The 15,565-nt window shown below is 72.7% G+C and carries 13 protein-coding genes; 6 read left to right on the forward strand and 7 right to left on the reverse strand.

Annotation, left to right across the window (positions count from 1 at the left end; genetic code table 11):
* Window positions 1-251: 251 nt before the first annotated feature.
* On the reverse strand, window positions 252-440 hold the full coding sequence (locus tag J7462_RS10225) for a DUF397 domain-containing protein (protein WP_219463759.1): 189 nt from the start codon (window positions 438-440) through the stop codon (window positions 252-254).
* Window positions 431-1,207, reverse strand: a complete 777-nt coding sequence (locus tag J7462_RS10230) for a helix-turn-helix transcriptional regulator (RefSeq protein ID WP_308291106.1) — start codon at window positions 1,205-1,207, stop codon at window positions 431-433. Before J7462_RS10230 ends, J7462_RS10225 begins: the two co-directional genes overlap by 10 nt.
* A gap of 378 nt (window positions 1,208-1,585) precedes the next feature.
* On the opposite strand from J7462_RS10230, the gene J7462_RS10235 reads away from it, so the two are divergent.
* Window positions 1,586-1,837 carry a flavin reductase gene (locus J7462_RS10235; protein WP_219463760.1) on the forward strand — a complete coding sequence of 84 codons (252 nt, stop codon included), beginning with the start codon at window positions 1,586-1,588 and terminating at the stop codon, window positions 1,835-1,837.
* A gap of 77 nt (window positions 1,838-1,914) precedes the next feature.
* Here the strand turns inward: J7462_RS10235 and J7462_RS10240 are convergent, their stop codons facing one another.
* The 3 genes from J7462_RS10240 to J7462_RS10250 all read right to left on the reverse strand — a co-directional run bounded on the left by J7462_RS10240 (window position 1,915) and on the right by J7462_RS10250 (window position 5,145).
* Entirely contained in the window at window positions 1,915-2,772 is an 858-nt protein-coding gene (locus J7462_RS10240; RefSeq protein ID WP_219463763.1) for a hypothetical protein, read from the reverse strand.
* Between the two features lie 190 nt (window positions 2,773-2,962).
* Window positions 2,963-4,624: a CocE/NonD family hydrolase gene (locus tag J7462_RS10245; RefSeq protein WP_374197513.1), complete on the reverse strand. Its 1,662-nt coding sequence runs from the start codon at window positions 4,622-4,624 to the stop codon at window positions 2,963-2,965.
* Between the two features lie 5 nt (window positions 4,625-4,629).
* Window positions 4,630-5,145, reverse strand: coding sequence for a MarR family winged helix-turn-helix transcriptional regulator (locus J7462_RS10250; RefSeq protein ID WP_219463765.1), 516 nt, complete (start codon window positions 5,143-5,145; stop codon window positions 4,630-4,632).
* A 145-nt stretch (window positions 5,146-5,290) separates the two neighbouring features.
* On the opposite strand from J7462_RS10250, the gene J7462_RS10255 reads away from it, so the two are divergent.
* The 3 genes from J7462_RS10255 (at window position 5,291) to J7462_RS10265 (ending at window position 11,265) form a co-directional block, all read left to right on the forward strand.
* Entirely contained in the window at window positions 5,291-7,411 is a 2,121-nt protein-coding gene (locus J7462_RS10255; RefSeq protein ID WP_219463767.1) for an efflux RND transporter permease subunit, read from the forward strand.
* A gap of 735 nt (window positions 7,412-8,146) precedes the next feature.
* Window positions 8,147-10,015: a translational GTPase TypA gene (typA, locus tag J7462_RS10260; protein ID WP_208569219.1), complete on the forward strand. Its 1,869-nt coding sequence runs from the start codon at window positions 8,147-8,149 to the stop codon at window positions 10,013-10,015.
* Between the two features lie 392 nt (window positions 10,016-10,407).
* Window positions 10,408-11,265 carry a serine hydrolase gene (locus J7462_RS10265; RefSeq protein WP_219463769.1) on the forward strand — a complete coding sequence of 286 codons (858 nt, stop codon included), beginning with the start codon at window positions 10,408-10,410 and terminating at the stop codon, window positions 11,263-11,265.
* Window positions 11,266-11,329: 64 nt separating this feature from the next.
* On the opposite strand, the gene J7462_RS10270 is transcribed toward J7462_RS10265, so the two are convergent.
* Window positions 11,330-12,127 (reverse strand): tyrosine-protein phosphatase, encoded by a 798-nt coding sequence (locus J7462_RS10270; RefSeq protein ID WP_219463771.1) that lies wholly within the window; start codon window positions 12,125-12,127, stop codon window positions 11,330-11,332.
* A 43-nt stretch (window positions 12,128-12,170) separates the two neighbouring features.
* On the opposite strand from J7462_RS10270, the gene J7462_RS10275 reads away from it, so the two are divergent.
* Window positions 12,171-13,268 carry a mandelate racemase/muconate lactonizing enzyme family protein gene (locus tag J7462_RS10275; protein WP_219463774.1) on the forward strand — a complete coding sequence of 366 codons (1,098 nt, stop codon included), beginning with the start codon at window positions 12,171-12,173 and terminating at the stop codon, window positions 13,266-13,268.
* A gap of 60 nt (window positions 13,269-13,328) precedes the next feature.
* Window positions 13,329-14,237 (forward strand): C40 family peptidase, encoded by a 909-nt coding sequence (locus tag J7462_RS10280; RefSeq protein WP_219463775.1) that lies wholly within the window; start codon window positions 13,329-13,331, stop codon window positions 14,235-14,237.
* Between the two features lie 64 nt (window positions 14,238-14,301).
* Here the strand turns inward: J7462_RS10280 and J7462_RS10285 are convergent, their stop codons facing one another.
* Entirely contained in the window at window positions 14,302-15,300 is a 999-nt protein-coding gene (locus J7462_RS10285) for a TerC family protein (RefSeq protein WP_219463777.1), read from the reverse strand.
* Window positions 15,301-15,565 lie beyond the last annotated feature (265 nt).

Consider the following 15,565-nt stretch of genomic DNA (forward strand, 5'->3'; position numbering starts at 1 on the left):
TCCTGCCCGCCGTTCCGCCGGACCGAGCGAACTCCGCCGTCGGGGCGGGGAGGCACGGTCCCGTCCGTCCGGCAGGAAGACATCACGCGTTCGGGCGAGGGCGGGGAGGGCGGTCACGGCCCCCCGGCCGAGGGAAGCAGTGATCATGGGCCGCCCGGCGAGGAACCGTCACGGCCGCCCGGCGAGGAAGCGGTCACGGGCCGCCCGTCGGGGAAAGCCGCCACCGGCCGTCCGGGCGGGGTGCGGTGGTGTCAGGACCGCTTGACGAGGCCCAGGAACGACCGCCAGGCGGCCGGCGCGAAGCTGAGCACCGGGCCCGCCTCATCCTTGCTGTCGCGGACGCCGACGACACCGGGCAGGTTGGCGGCCACCTCCACACAGTCACCGCCGTTGCCGCTGCTGCGGGTGCTCTTGTGCCAGATCGCGCCGGTCAGGTCCATGAATCTGCCGCCTCCGAGATCATCTTTACGGTGGCCCCGTGGGGTAACGCCTCGGCGCGCACCGATTCCCAGGTCCGTCGCAGCGAGTGTACGTCCGCCGTCCGCTCGATGATCGATCCATGCAACTGGTTGTCGAGGTAGGCGATGTCGTCGCCCTCGGGTGGCGTGGCGATCACGAAGGCACCGTTCAGCCCCGGGTAGGCCCCAGTCTCTTTCGGCACCAGGTGCAGGTGCACCCTCGGCCGGCTGCCGACGTCCCGCAGGTGCAGAAGCTGCTCCCGCATCACCTTCGGTCCGCCGACCGGGCGTTCCAACACGGTGTGGTCGAGCACCGCCACGAACAGCGGAGGGTTAGCTCGGGTCAGGATCTCCTGCCGGGCCAGTCGCGCCGCGACCTGCTGCTCGATGTCGTCACCGAGGAAATGGCTGGCCCGCTCGAAGAGTTCCCGGGCATATGCCTCGGTCTGGAGCAGGCCGGGCAGGACCGTTTGCTGGAACGAGCAGAGTGCGGTCGCCTCCTGCTCGATGGTGACCCACTCGCGGAACCAGGGCAGCAGGCTCTCCCGGATCTGGGCGTCCCGGATCCGGGCCAGCAGGCCGTCAGTGTCCAGCACGGTGTCGCAGCGCTCGGCGAACTCCTTGCGCGGCGGCCGACGGCACTGCTCGACGGCGGCGACCAGCGAGGCCGAGTAGTTGACCAGGTCACCCAGCCCTTCCTGGGACAGTCCCGCCTTCGTCCGCAGCCGGCGCAGCTCCCCGGCGAACAGTTACAGCATGGGCAGACGTTCCATCTGCACAACTCCTGTACGTGAAGGGTGTCGGCGCTGCACGCCCGCTCCGGTGCAACGCGAATGCCTTCCGACGGTAACGGCAACCTCAGCAGACTGTCACGTATGCGGACCTGCTCGACGCCGGACGAGGGCTCGGGCCGACTCCGCCGGGGCCGCCCCTCCCCCGTGGGGGCGGCCCTTCCAGTCTCCGAGGAGGTAGGCCGTGCCCGGTCCGATCAGGTGGTGGAGAACCCGCGACGTCGCTGCCGGCCCGGACGACCCGGTCTGCGCCGGGACGCCGTCCCATCGGATGCGCGCGGCCCACCGGTGACCGGCGTCGACGGTGGGGAGCCGCGCCGCCGGGTGGCGACTCCGATGACGGCCCGTCGGGTGATCCCCCACGTCGCCATGCGCCCGCTCTGGCGGTGCCGCAACTGCGGCGGGGAGTGGCCCTGCCAGCCGGCCCGGCTGGGCCTGCTGGTGGAGTACCGGGGCAACCGGACCGGCCTGCTCGTCTATCTCGCCACGTTGATGACCGAGGCCGAGCGGCAGCTCACCCAGCTCCACCCCGACCGGCGCGACGAGTTGACGGACCGCTTCCTCACCTGGGCCAGGGCACGGGAGTGACCCCCGGCCGCCCGTCGCCAACCGTGGGTACCCCGTCACAGGAGGCGTGGCGGACGGGGTACCCACGGGGTCGGGGGTCAGGCGACCAGCCGCTTGGCCAACTCGTCGGCGACCTGCTTGGCGATGGTGGGCGGGATGGCGGCGGCGATCTTCTCCGGGGTGAGCCCGGTCAGGACGCCGGTGATGATGGCTTGCTCGTCGGTGAAGTCCTTGGTGGCCAGCGCGGTCAGTGCGGTCTGCAGCGAGGCCACCTGCGCGCCGAGCGACTTCAGGCTCGGGTGCGGGACGACGAAGTCGGGGTTGGTGTGGTCCTCACCCATCGCCATCCGGGTGTAGATCTGACCCACCGGGTTCCGGCCGTCCAGGACGGTCAGGTTCTTGTGGACGGTCTCCAGCCAGGCGTGCTCTTCGGGTGTCATGTCGGGTCCTTCCAGTAGTCCGATGCCGGTCAGGTAGCGCCGGAACAGCGAGGTCTGGTCCCGTCCGGCCTTGGTCGAGTCGCGGAAGAAACTGAAGTGGGTGTGCCACAGGTGCGAGTCGTCGCCGGAGCTGCGCTTGCCGAGCCGGTCCCAGCGCCGCACGACCTTGCCGTCGGGCGAATAGATGATCTCCCGCAGGTCGCGGCTGTCCGCCGTGTTCGCCCGGCACTGGGCGACACACCACTCGGAGAACGTCCGCAGGTCGTGGGTCGCGCCCCCGGACCGCACGCTGAACGTGCCCACGTCCAACCCTGAGGCATAGAGGGTGAGGCCGGCGGAGTCCCGGGGTGACTCCACCACGGAGTAGTCGTTGGCGACCACCCGGTCCGAGCCGGTGTGGTAGCCGCCCCGGTGGGCCGGATCGCCGACGATCCCCACCGCCGCCGGGTCGAGGCTCTTGATGGTGTCGAGCAGGAGCCGGCGGACCGCCAGCAGATTGGCCGGAGCCGTCGTCATGACGTCCCCCTCTCCGCAGTCGGAACCAGGGCGCCGACTGCTTCAGCACCAGGCCAGGGCCGGAAACGTCGCTACTCCGCGTAGGCAGTGCCCGCTGGGAGAGCGGACCCGACCGCTGGTGCACGTCATCGGGCGTTGCGAGAGACGATATCCACAGTTGCCAGAAAAGCCCAGTTCAGAGGGATTGTCTTCAGATAGGTCGAAGCTGGGAGTTGACTGGGACCGTGGGCAGCACCAGCCGCGACGGATGCGATGGATCATGCAGGATCTGCCGCAGCCCTGCGCGGAGCGTGATGGCCGTCCCGAGTGGTTCGCCGGTGCCGGGATTGCGCGCGTAGCGGGGATGGGCACCGCCTGAGACCTGCACCCGCAGCCGGTGCCCCACGGCGAAGCGGTGCGCCACCGGCCACAGTGCCACCGGCACCCGGGTCACCCCGTCCGGGTCGACCGGGAACCGGCCGGGGGCCACCCGGACCAGACCGTCGGCGACGTTCCAGGACCGGCCGCGCCGGTCCACGTCGCAGAGCCGCACGAAGACGTCCAGGTACGACAGTTCGCTGCGGACGTGGATCTCCGCGTGGACCGGGCCGACCACCTCGACCGGGTCGGTCAACACCGCACTGGTGTAGACCAGCACGTCGGGGCGGGCCTCGACGGAACGGTTGTCGACCGGGCCGGCCCGCTGGGCGACCAGCAGCGGGCCGCCCAGCGACGGGGTGGGGTCGGCGGGGTCGTACCGGATGGTGTCCGGGGCCGATTCGGCCGGTGGCTGCGGGGCGAGCCGGCCCCCGGCGTGCAGGTGCCACGGGGTCGCGGTGGCCGGCGGCGGCCAGTCGGGAAGGTCACGCCAGCCCCCGCCGTCCCCGCCGACGTGCACCCGCACCGGGGCGCGCGGCGGCGCGGGTCGGCCGTGCAGGTGGGCGTCGAGCCAGCCCAGCCCCTCCCGCAGCGACTCCGCCAGCAGGCCGGGGCTGCCGTGCGTCCACGGGCCGACGGTGAGCCGGGTGGGCACGCCCGCCGCCCGCAGCGCGGCGTGGTCGGCGAGCTGGGCGGGCAGGAAGATGTCCTGCCAGCCGCTGACCATCGTCACCGGGGCGCGCACCTCGGCGATCCGCGCGCCGAAGACCCGGGTCCGCCAGTAGTCGGCGTCCGGGGTGTGGTGGTGCAGCCACTCCTGGAAGAACGGCACGGTCACCCCGGTCGCGACCCGGTCGGCCTCGGCCAGCGGCAGGTGGGCCAGGGCGGCGGCCAGCCGGGGCTGCCCGCGCTTGAGCTCCCACTGCCGGGCCAGCCACGGTACGGTCTGCGCCTGGAGCAGCTCGGCCCAGGTCAACACGGTGTCCAGGGCGAAGGACTCCCCCGCGTACGTCGAGTCGCGGGTGGCCGAGGCGGTGACCACCGCGACCATCGCGGCCAGCTCCTCCCCCGCGTCGGCGGCCAGCGCCCACTGGACGAAACCCTGGTAGCTGGCCCCGAACATGCCGAACCGGCCGGTGTACCAGGGTTGCCGACGCAACCAGTCGACGGTGTCGAGCCCGTCGGCGCGCTCGTGCACCAGCGGGTCGAACAGCCCGTCGGAGCCGTCGGTGCCCCGGCAGGACTGGATCACCAGGTGGAAACCGCGACCGGCGACCAGCCGACCGAGCAGCCGCATCGGCCCGCCCCGCCCGTACGGCGTGCGGATCAGCACGGTCGGCGCACCGGGCAGCCGGGGGGCGTAGTGGTCGGTGCGCAGCCGCGCCCCGTCGCGGGCCCGGACCACGACGCCCCGGGTGACGTCGACCCGATGGGTGGGCGCGGCCGGCAGCCGCAGCGCGGCGGCGGCGAGTCGGGCGAGCGAGCGGTCCAGCACGACGGTCAGTCCACCGGGCGGCGGGACGGCTCGGCGCGGGCGGCCCGCATGGCGTCGCGGTGCTCCCGCATGGAGGCGACCATGGTGGTCATGAACCGCTGCACGACCGCCAGCTCGTCGTCGGTGAACCGGGCCATCACCTCGTCGGTACGCTGCCCGAGCGGGCCGAAGAAGCTCATCGCCAGGGCGGCCCCCTGGTCGGCGTAGTGCAGGAACACCTTGCGTCGGTCGGCGGTGTCGCGGTCGCGGCGGATGTGCCCGGCGCGTTCCAGCCGGTCGATCAGCGCGGTCACCGACCCGGAGGAGAGATTCAGCTGTTCACCCAGCCGGCCGGGGGTGATCGGGTCGCCGAGCAGCTCGGCGTCCATCACGGCGATCAGGGCGTGCAGGTCGGTCGGGTTGAGGCCGTGCAGGCCGGCGAAGGCGTGCCCGATGTGCTGCGCGTCCACCGAGTAACGCCGCAGGTCGTTGGTGATGTCGGCCACCATCCGCCCGCGCGGATCGTCCCGCCGCCGATACATCTCGTGCGCTGCCACGCCCGCCGTCGCCCCCTGTCGATGCGCCCGGTTGCAGCATAGAACAGCTCCCGATAATCTCGTCCATCAAGATACTCGAAGGGCGGGCTATCTCTCCGTCCGGCGTCCCCACCGACCAAGAGGGCATCCGATGTCTCTGTTCACCCGCGTCGCCCGCAGCCGGCTCGCCGCCTGGCTCACCGTGGTCGCCGCGATCGTCGTCGGCGCGATCGTCTTCGGGCTGCCCAAGCCCGACAACCCCGCCCCCGTCTCGACCACCGGCCTGTCCGTGCAGTGGCAGTCGACCCAGGTGGAACGCCTCCAGGAACAGCTGCCGCAACGCGACGTCCAACCGGCCATCGTCGTGGTCAGCCGGGACGACGGCGCGGCCCTGACCGACGCCGACCGGGCCGCCGTCACCGGACGCTCCGACGCGCTGGGCCGGCTCGCCGTCGGCGGTCAGGTCAGCCCACCCCAGGTCTCCCCGGACGGCACCGTCGCGCTGCTCGCCGTCCCGCTGGACACCGCCGGCGGCCAGCAGGCCGTCGCCGACGAGGTGGCCCAGGTACGCGACGCCCTCACCGGCCTCCCCGACGGGATCACCGTCGCGGTCACCGGGGCACCCGCCTTCACCGCCGACCTGACCAAGGTCTTCGAAGGCGCCGACATCACCCTGCTCGCGGTCACCGCCGGCGTGGTCGCCCTGCTGCTGCTGATCACCTACCGCAGCCCGTTCCTGTGGATCGTGCCGCTGATCGTCGTCGCCGCCACCGAACAGCTCACCCTGCGGGCCGTCGACACCATCGTCCCGGCCGTCGGCATCAACCTCCAGGAGGGCGCGGTCACCGGCATCGCCAGCGTGCTGGTCTTCGGTGCCGCCACCGACTACGCCCTGCTGCTCATCGCCCGCTACCGCGAGGAACTGCGCCGCCACGAGGACCGGTTCGCCGCCATGCGCGCCGCCGTACGCCGTACCGCCGAACCGATCCTGGCCAGCGGCGGCACCGTCGTGCTCGGCGTGCTCACCCTGCTGCTCTCCGAGCAGGAGACCAACCGGGCGCTCGCCGTGGCCTGCGCCACCGGGGTCGTGTTCGCCATGCTCTCGGCGCTGTTCGTGCTCCCCGCCGTGCTGGTCATCTTCGGCCGGGGGCTGTTCTGGCCGTTCGTGCCCAGGGTCGGCGGCCCGGTCCGGGAGGGCAAACTGTGGGGCCGGCTCGGCGCGGCCGTGGTCCGCCGCCCGGTGCCCGTCGCCGCGCTCGCCACCCTGCTGCTCGCCGGCCTCGCCCTCGGCGGCCTCGGCATCCGCACCGGCCTGTCCGAGACCGAACAGTTCCGGGTCGAGCCGGAGGCGGTCGCCGGAGCCCAGACCCTGGCCCGCGCCTTCCCCGCCGGCACCACCCAGCCGGTGGCCGTCCTCACCAACCCGGCCGCCGCCCCGGCGGTCACCCGGGTCGCCGCCGCCGTGCCCGGCGTCGCCTCCGCCCGGCCCGGCCTGGCCGGCGGCAACGTGGCCCAGGTCGACGTGGTGCTGACCGACGAACCGGGCACCCCGGCATCCGACCGGGCCGTCGAGGCACTGCGCGACGCCGTCGCCGCCGTACCCGACTCCGCCCCACCGGCCGTCGAGGGCGTCGACCCGCCCGACGGCGCGCTCGTCGGGGGCACCGTCGCCGCGACGTACGACTCCGACGAGGCCAACACCCGCGACCTGTGGCTGATCCTGCCGATCATCCTGGTGCTCGTCCTCGCCGTGCTGGTGCTGCTGCTGCGCGGCCTGCTCGCCCCGCTGCTGCTGGTGCTCACCGTGATCGCGTCCTTCTTCGCCAGCCTCGGCGCGGCCTGGCTGCTCTTCGACCACGTGCTGGGCTTCCCCGCGCTGGACAGCGGGGTGCTCCTGCTGGCCTTCGTGTTCCTCGTCGCGCTCGGCGTGGACTACAACATCTTCCTGGTCACCCGGGCCCGGGAGGACGCCCGTCTCACCGGCACCCGGGACGGGATGCTCTCCGCCCTGCGGGTCACCGGCGGGGTGATCACCAGCGCGGGCATCCTGCTCGCTGCGGTCTTCGCCGTCCTGGGCGTGCTGCCGCTGATCCTGCTGACCCAGATCGGGATCATCGTGTGCCTCGGTGTGCTGCTCGACACACTACTGGTGCGCACGGTGCTGGTGCCGGCCCTGGCGTTCGTGCTCGGCGACCGCTTCTGGTGGCCGGGCCGCATCCACCGGGACGCCCCCGACTCGGCCATCACCCCCGAGCCAGCCGCCCACCCCTGACCCAGCCGCCCGCGACACGGGTGCCACCACCCCACGCGACTGAACCGACCTCCACCCTCCGCCCACCCCTCATTTCCAGCCCCCTCCCACCCCAGCTCCCTCGCTACCGACCCTCACCCCACCTCCCACCGCGCCCCTCGCTACCGACCCTCACCCCACCTCCCACCGCGCCCCTCGCTCCCGGCCCCTCGCACCACCTCCCGTCCCCGCTCCGGGCGCCCGCGAGCAAGATCGCGCTCGTTCCTGGTTGTAGTTGCCTCCGCAGCTTCGAACACCACTACAACCTTGTTCGAGGGCGAACACGGCCGCCGGGCGCGGACGGGCCGGGGCGCGGCGGACAGCGGACGCGGGCACGAGCGGCGGGGGTGGGCGAGCGCGGGCGACGAACACGGCCGGCGGGACGGGTGGGCGGAGGTGCGGGATGTGGTGCCGGTCACGGCCGGCCCGGTCAGCGGGAGCAGTGCCGAGACGGGCCTTCCCGGGCCCGCGTACGCTAGGAGACCGACCAGCAGGGTCGACTCCCCCCGGCACCGACACCGACGATCACTGTGGCCTCGTCCGCCGTGACCGTCGCGACCGGGTGCCCGACCGGCCCACCGGGGCCGGCGGGATGCCGGTGGGAGCGGCAGACCCGCAGCTGGCACGGCCGCAACAGCAGTTCCGGCCGAGTTCCGGGCGGCGTCGGGGGTGACCCCGACACCTGACCCGGCAACCGCAGACAGGAGTATGGAGGGTATGCAGCTTCGCACCGACCTCCGCAATGTCGCCATCATCGCCCACGTCGACCACGGCAAAACGACCCTGGTCGACGCCATGTTGCGGCAGGCCGGCGCCTATGGGGCCCGTGGTGAGAACACCGAGCGCGTCATGGACTCGATGGATCTCGAACGGGAAAAGGGCATCACCATCCTGGCCAAGAACACCGGCGTGCGCTACCTGCCGGCGGACGGCTCCGACCCGGTCACCATCAACATCATCGACACCCCCGGCCACGCCGACTTCGGCGGTGAGGTCGAGCGGGGCCTGACCATGGTCGACGGGGTGGTGCTGCTGGTCGACGCCAGTGAGGGCCCGCTGCCACAGACCCGGTTCGTGCTCCGCAAGGCGCTCAAGGCCCGGATGCCGATCATCCTGGTGATCAACAAGGTGGACCGGCCCGACGCCCGGATCAAGGAGGTCGTGGACGACACCTACGAGCTCTTCCTCGACCTGGACGCCGACGAGGAGCAGATCGACTTCCCGATCGTCTACGCCTGCGCCCGCGACGGCATCGCCTCGCTGACCCAGCCCGCCGACGGCTCGGTGCCCGGCGACAGCACCAGCCTGGAGCCGCTGTTCCGGACCCTGCTCGACACCATCCCGCCGCCCTCCTACGACGAGGGTGCCCCGTTGCAGGCGCACGTCACCAACCTGGACGCCTCGCCGTTCCTCGGTCGGTTGGCGCTGTGCCGGGTGCGTCAGGGCACCATCAGCAAGGGCCAGACGGTGGCCTGGTGCCGTACCGACGGCAACACCCAACGGGTCCGCATCTCCGAGATGCTGATGACCGAGGGCATGGAGCGTAAGCCCGCCGACTCGGCCGGGCCGGGCGACATCATCGCCGTCGCCGGCATCCCCGAGATCATGATCGGTGAGACCCTGGCCGACGCGGAGAACCCGATCCCGCTGCCGCTGATCACCGTGGACGAGCCGGCCATCTCGATGACCATCGGCACCAACACCTCGCCGCTGGTCGGGCGGGTCAAGGGCGCCAAGGTCACCGCCCGGATGGTCAAGGACCGGCTCGACAAGGAGCTGGTCGGCAACGTGTCGCTGCGGATCCTGCCCACCGAGCGGCCGGATGCCTGGGAGGTGCAGGGCCGTGGCGAGCTGGCCCTGGCGATCCTGGTCGAGCAGATGCGCCGGGAGTCCTACGAGCTGACCGTCGGCAAGCCGCAGGTGGTCACCAAGGAGATCGACGGCAAGACCTGCGAGCCGGTCGAGCGGTTGACCATCGACGCGCCGGAGGAGTACCTGGGCGCGATCACCCAGCTCCTGGCCACCCGCAAGGGCCGGATGGAGCAGCTGGTCAACCACGGCACCGGCTGGATCCGGATGGAGTGGCTGGTGCCGGCGCGGGGCCTGATCGGCTTCCGCACCGAGTTCCTCACCGACACCCGGGGCACCGGCATCCTGCACCACGTCTTCGAGTCCTACGAGCCGTGGTTCGGTGAGCTGCGCACCCGCAACAACGGGTCGCTGGTGGCCGACCGTTCCGGCGTGGTCACCCCGTTCGCGATGATCAACCTCCAGGAGCGCGGCCAGCTCTTCGTCGAGCCGACCACCGAGGTGTACGAGGGCATGATCGTCGGGGAGAACTCCCGCTCCGACGACATGGACGTCAACATCACCAAGGAGAAGAAGCTCACGAACATGCGGGCTTCGACGTCCGACGAGACCGAGAAGCTGATCCCCCCGCGCAAGCTCTCCCTGGAGCAGGCGCTGGAGTTCTGCCGCGAGGACGAGTGCGTCGAGGTGACCCCGGTCGCCGTCCGGATCCGCAAGGTGGTGCTGGACCAGACCCAGCGGGGCCGGATGGCCGCCCGCCGCAAGCACGCCGGCTGAACCACCCCGCAGCACCCCGCACCACCCCGGAGCCCCGGTCCGCCACGCGCGGCCCGGGGCTCCGTCCTGCCCGACCGGGAGCCGACCGACGGGACGGGAGACCGGGGCCGAACCGGCCGCCCGGAGTGCGGCGGCGGGATGGCGCGGGTAGGGCGGGCTCGACCGTCGGGCCGCCCGGGAGTAAGGCGGACGGGGTGGGCGGGCTCGACCGTCGGGCCGCCCGGGAGTAAGGCGGACGGGGTGGGCGGGCTCGACCGTCGGGCCGCCCGGGAGTAAGGCGGACGGGGTGGGCGGGTTCGACCGTCGGGCCGCCCGGACGACGGGGGCCGTGCCCACCGGTCGCCTCGCTTCGGCGGCCCCCGTGCCCGCAGGCGGTCCGTTACCGTCACGGCATGACCTGGGATGACCTCGACGCCCGGCTGGACCGGGTGCCCGGCACCGTTTCGGCGTACGTGGGTCGGCTCGACGCGCCGGCCACCTGGACCCGTACCCCCGACGCCACCCACTACGCGGCCAGCACCATGAAGGTCGCGGTGCTGCTGGCGCTGCACCGGGCCGCCGAGGCGGGCACCCTCGACCTGGACGTCCCGGTGCCGGTGGTCGACGAGTTCGACTCGGCCCAGCCGGGGGCGCCCCGGTTCTCCTGCGCCCGGCACTACGACAACGACGACGCGGTCTGGGAGCGGCTGGGCGGGCAGGCCACCCCGCGTTGGCTGGCCGACCGGATGATCACCCGGTCCAGCAACCTCGCCACCAACCTGATCATCGACCGGGTCGGGCTGCCCGCCGTCGCCCAGGCGTGGCAGCTCGCCGGGGCCCGGCACAGTGTCACCGGTCGGGGCATCGAGGACGCCGCCGCCCGGGAGGCCGGCATCACCAACCTGGTCACCCCGGCCGACCTGGCGGCGCTGCTCGGCGGGCTGGCCACCGGTGCCGAACACCCCGGACCGCTGGCCACCCCGGCCGCCTGCGCCGCCATGCTGGACGTGCTGCTGGCCCAGCGGCACCGGGAGGATCTCGCCGCCGGGCTACCCGACGGCACCCGGATCGCCCACAAGAACGGCTGGGTACGCGGGGTACGGCACGGTGCCGGCGTGGTCCTGCCCGACGACGCCCCGGCGTACGTGATCGCCGTCTGCACCACCACCGACCTGGCCGCCTCCCCCGACGACGACCTCGACGACGCCTGCCGACTGGTCGCGGAGATCTCGGCAACGGCCTGGGCGGCCCGACACGACCTGGCCGGCTGACCCGCAACGGCCCGGCCCGCCACGATCGGCTGACCGGCCCGGCTGGGCCCGGGCCAGCCCGGTGTCACTCCAGCAGGTGCGCCCGCAGGGCGGCGCGGACCTCGGTGGTCACCCCCAACCCGTCCACCAGGTACGCGTCGAACGACCCGAACACCCGGCGCACCTCGTCGTAGCCCGCGTCCAGGTACTCGGGGCGGACCTCCAGCACCGCCTGCGCCGTCTCCGGGTCCAGCTCCGGCCGGCGACGCAGCATCGCCGCCGACATGGTCGCCCGCGACTCCACCGTCAGGTCGTTGTGCCGCAGGTAGTCGGCCCGCACCGTCGCCTCGTCGACGCCGAGTGCGGTGAGCAGCACCACCGCCAGCCACCCGGTGCGGTCCTTGCCGGCCGAGCAGTGGAACAGCAACGGCAGGTGGGCCGGATCGGCCGCCAACCGTACCGCGTGGGCGAAGCCCTCCCGGGCCACCACGGCGCTGACGAACCAGCGGTAGACCTCCGCCATCGCCGCCGCCGCACCCCGCCGGGCCAGCTCGTCGTACCCGGCGAGGTCGTGACCGTGCAGCACCGCCGAGAGGTAGGTGAACCCGGGGTGCGCCGGGTCGAGCACCGGCAACCGGACCAGACGGGGGTCACCGACCAGCCGGTTCGGCGGGGCGAGCGCGGTCTCCGAGTCGTCGCGCAGGTCCACCACGCAGGCCGGGGCGAGCCGGCCCAGCACCGTCAGGTCGGCCTCGGTCAACCGCCCCAGCGCCGGGGTCCGGATCAGCCGGCCCACGCGTACCCGCCGCCCGTCCGTGGTGGGTAGTCCGCCCAGGTCACGGGCGTTCGGTGCGCCCACCAGCTCCCAGTCCCGTACGCTCATCGGCCTCCCCTTCCGGCGACATGGTGCGTATAGGGTGCCGCACATGACGATCGCCGCGGTACGCACCCACCGGCTGTCCGCGCCGCTGCACACCCCGTTCGTCACCGCGCTGCGCCGGACCACCACGGTGCGGACCCTGGTGGTGGAGGTGACCGACGACGACGGTCGGTCCGGTTACGGGGAGGCACCGCAGGTGTGGCAGGTCACCGGGGCTTCGGTGGCCGGCGCGGAGGCGTGCGTGCGGGACGTGCTCGCCCCGGCGGTGGTCGGCCGGGACGCCGACGACGTGCTGGCCCGCTGCGCCGAGATGGCGGCGACGGTGGCCGGCAACGAGGCGGCCCGCTGCGCGCTGGACGTGGCCCTGCACGACCTGGCGGCACGGCGGCTCGGCGTACCACTGGTGCGGTTGCTCGGCGGCACGGCGCTGCGGGTGCCGACGGACGTCACGCTGGCGGCCGGGGACGGCGCGGAACTGGCCAGGGCGGCCCGGCAACGGCAGGGCGAGGGCTTCGACGTGCTCAAGCTGAAGGTCGGCACGGATGCGGCCGGCGACCTGGCACGGGTCCGCGCGGTCCGGGCGGCCGTCGGCCCGGGGGTGCGGATCCGGTTGGACGCCAACCAGGGCTGGACGCCGCGCGAGGCGGTCCGGGTGATCCGGGGCATCGAGGACGCCGGGCTCGACGTGGAGCTGGTCGAGCAGCCGGTCGCCCGGTGGGACCTGGACGGCATGGCCTGGGTCGGCGACCGGGTGGGCGTGCCGATCCTGGCCGACGAGGCGGTGTTCGGGGTGCGGGACCTGGTCGAGGTGATCCGCCGGCGGGCCGCCGACCTGGTCAACGTCAAGCTCGCCAAGTGCGGTGGGCTGCGACCGGCGCGGACCCTGCTGGAACTGGCCCGCGCGCACGGCATGGGCACCCTGGTCGGGTCCATGATGGAGAGCCAGGTCGGTGTCGGGGCGGCGGCCAGCCTGGCCGCCGCGTACACGACCAGTGCCGTGTCCGACCTGGACGCCGCCTGGTGGCTGGCCCGGTCACCGGTGCGCGGGGGGCTGCGGTACGAGGGCGCCACGGTGGTGCTGCCGGACGCCCCGGGGCTCGGGATCACCTCGGTGACCGAAACAAAAGTTCACCACCAGAGTTGATGACCGCATTTTTCTTACCTATCGTCCGGTGAGGCACCGACACGTGAGCCGGAGGTCGACGTGGAGTTGGAGCCGGGCTGCGAGGCCCTCGTACAGGTGGCCGTCGCCACCCTCTGGACCGACCCCGGCGCGACCCGCCCGGTCGACCGGCCGGCCCTGTCGGTGCCGTCCGACACCGACGGCTGGATCACCGGGATGGACGCCACCCAACGGGTCGGCGACTGCGTGCTCAGCCAACTGCTGCTCGGTGAACGGGTCCTGGTGACCGCGCTGCGCCCCGGCGGCTGGGCCGAGGTGGTCGCGGTGCAACAGGCCGCCCCCCGACGTGACCCGCGCGGCTATCCCGGCTGGCTGCCCACCGCGCAACTCACCCCCGCCACCCCCGACGCGGACCCGCCCGGTCCGTTGGTCGTCGACGCCGTCAGCACCGGCCTGCGCGCCACCCCGGACGGCCCGGTGACCCTGCCCGGGGTCGTCCTCGGCACCCGGCTCCTGCCCGTGGGCCCCGCCGTCGACGGGTGGCGACCGGTCCGGGCACCCGGTCGACCCGATCCCCTGTGGGTGCCCGAGGTGGACGTCACCGACCTGCCCACCGTCGCGCCGACGGCCGACGAGGTGCTCACCGTCGCCGCCCGGCTGCGCGACGTCGCGTACGTCTGGGGTGGGCTCTCCGGGCACGGGATCGACTGTTCCGGCCTGGTCCACCTGGTCTGGCGGCGGTTCGGCGTGACGCTGCCCCGCGATGCCGACGACCAGGCGGCGGCCACCACCCCGGTGCCGGCCGGCGAGGAACTCCCGGGCGACCTCTACTTCTTCGCCCGCCCCGGACGCCGGGTCCACCACGTCGGCCTGGTGACCGACGGCAGCGGACCACGGATGCTGCACGCCTGCTACCGGCAGCGGCGGGTGCTGGCGGAGCCGCTGCCGCCCGACCGGGTCGCCACCCTGGTCGGCGCGCACCGGGTCTGACCCGGGGTTCGAACCGGCGATGGGCGTCACCGACGTGCGGTGACGCCCATCGTGGTCACGACGGTCAGCGGCGGGCCTCGACCAGCTCGCGGCGGCGGTCCCGGGACGACTTGACCAGGCTCGCCACCGTCGCCACGGCGAGGCAGCCGAGGATGACGGTCAACGACAACCAGATCGGGATGTGCGGGGCCCAGCCGATCGGCTCACCACCGTTGAGGAACGGCAGGTTGTTGTCGGCCAGCGCCTCGAGCACCAGTTTGACGCCGATGAAGCCGAGCACCACCGCCAGGCCGTAGCTCAGGTAGATCAGCCGGTCGAGCAGCCCACCGACCAGGAAGTAGAGCTGTCGCAGACCCATCAGCGCGAAGACGTTCGCGGTGAAGACCAGGTAGGGCTCCTGGGTGATCCCGAAGATCGCCGGGATCGAGTCCAGCGCGAAGATCAGGTCGGTGGTGCCGATCGCGATCATCACCACCAGCATCGGGGTGAACAACCGCCGGCCGGCCTGGTGGGTGGTGAGCTTCGCCCCGTCGTAGTCCCGTGAGATCGGCAGCGCCTTGCGGCTCCACCGGATCAGCACGTTCTCCTTGAACTCGTCCTCCTCCGGCTCACCCTGGCGGGCCAGGTTGATCGCCGTGTAGATCAGGAACGCGCCGAAGATGTAGAACACCCAGGAGAACTGGGCGAGCAGCGCCGCTCCGGCGGCGATGAAGCCACCCCGCATGACCAGGGCCAGCACGATGCCGACGAGCAGCACCTTCTGCTGGTATTTCCGGGGCACCCCGAAGCGGGCCATGATGATCACGAAGACGAAGAGGTTGTCCACCGAGAGGCTGTACTCGGTCAGCCAACCGGTGTAGAACTGGCCGGCCACGTTGCCGCCCGCGGTGACCCACAGCCCGGCCCCGAAGAGCAGCGCCAGGCCGACGTAGAAGCTGACCCAGAGGCTCGACTCGCGGACGCTGGGCTCGTGCGGCCGGCGACCGATGATGAAGAGGTCGACGAGGAGCACAGCCGTCAGTGCGACGAGAGTTCCCGCCCACACCATTCCGGACACGTTCAATCCATTCCTCCGGCAGACACGCGGCGTCGGGCACACCGTACGCCGCGTGACGGCGGGGTGGGCGACGACGCACACACTGGTGACTGACGGAGGTCTCTTCCGCCGGTGACCCGCGAACGGGCCGCCGACCGGCGGAGCCGGGTCGATTGTCGGGGGTGACGCTCGACCGTGCTGACGACTCCGTCGCGAGGGAATACTCCCCTCCTCGGCCGCCATTGTTCACCATCGAGGGCCACGGGCGCATCTCCTGCGGCATGCATTGCCG

This window comes from Micromonospora sp. RL09-050-HVF-A (assembly GCF_019374995.1).
Taxonomy (GTDB): Bacteria; Actinomycetota; Actinomycetes; order Mycobacteriales; family Micromonosporaceae; genus Micromonospora; species Micromonospora antibiotica.

What these genes read in the sequence shown, in the direction of transcription:
- J7462_RS10235 (WP_219463760.1), top strand. Translation starts at nt 1,586, where the DNA reads ATGACGGCCCGTCGGGTGATCCCCCACGTCGCCATGCGCCCGCTCTGG.
- J7462_RS10240 (WP_219463763.1), bottom strand. Translation starts at nt 2,772, where the DNA reads ATGACGACGGCTCCGGCCAATCTGCTGGCGGTCCGCCGGCTCCTGCTC.
- typA (WP_208569219.1), top strand. Translation starts at nt 8,147, where the DNA reads ATGCAGCTTCGCACCGACCTCCGCAATGTCGCCATCATCGCCCACGTC.
- J7462_RS10255 (WP_219463767.1), top strand. Translation starts at nt 5,291, where the DNA reads ATGTCTCTGTTCACCCGCGTCGCCCGCAGCCGGCTCGCCGCCTGGCTC.
- J7462_RS10250 (WP_219463765.1), bottom strand. Translation starts at nt 5,145, where the DNA reads ATGTATCGGCGGCGGGACGATCCGCGCGGGCGGATGGTGGCCGACATC.
- J7462_RS10270 (WP_219463771.1), bottom strand. Translation starts at nt 12,127, where the DNA reads ATGAGCGTACGGGACTGGGAGCTGGTGGGCGCACCGAACGCCCGTGAC.
- J7462_RS10275 (WP_219463774.1), top strand. Translation starts at nt 12,171, where the DNA reads ATGACGATCGCCGCGGTACGCACCCACCGGCTGTCCGCGCCGCTGCAC.
- J7462_RS10265 (WP_219463769.1), top strand. Translation starts at nt 10,408, where the DNA reads ATGACCTGGGATGACCTCGACGCCCGGCTGGACCGGGTGCCCGGCACC.
- J7462_RS10225 (WP_219463759.1), bottom strand. Translation starts at nt 440, where the DNA reads ATGGACCTGACCGGCGCGATCTGGCACAAGAGCACCCGCAGCAGCGGC.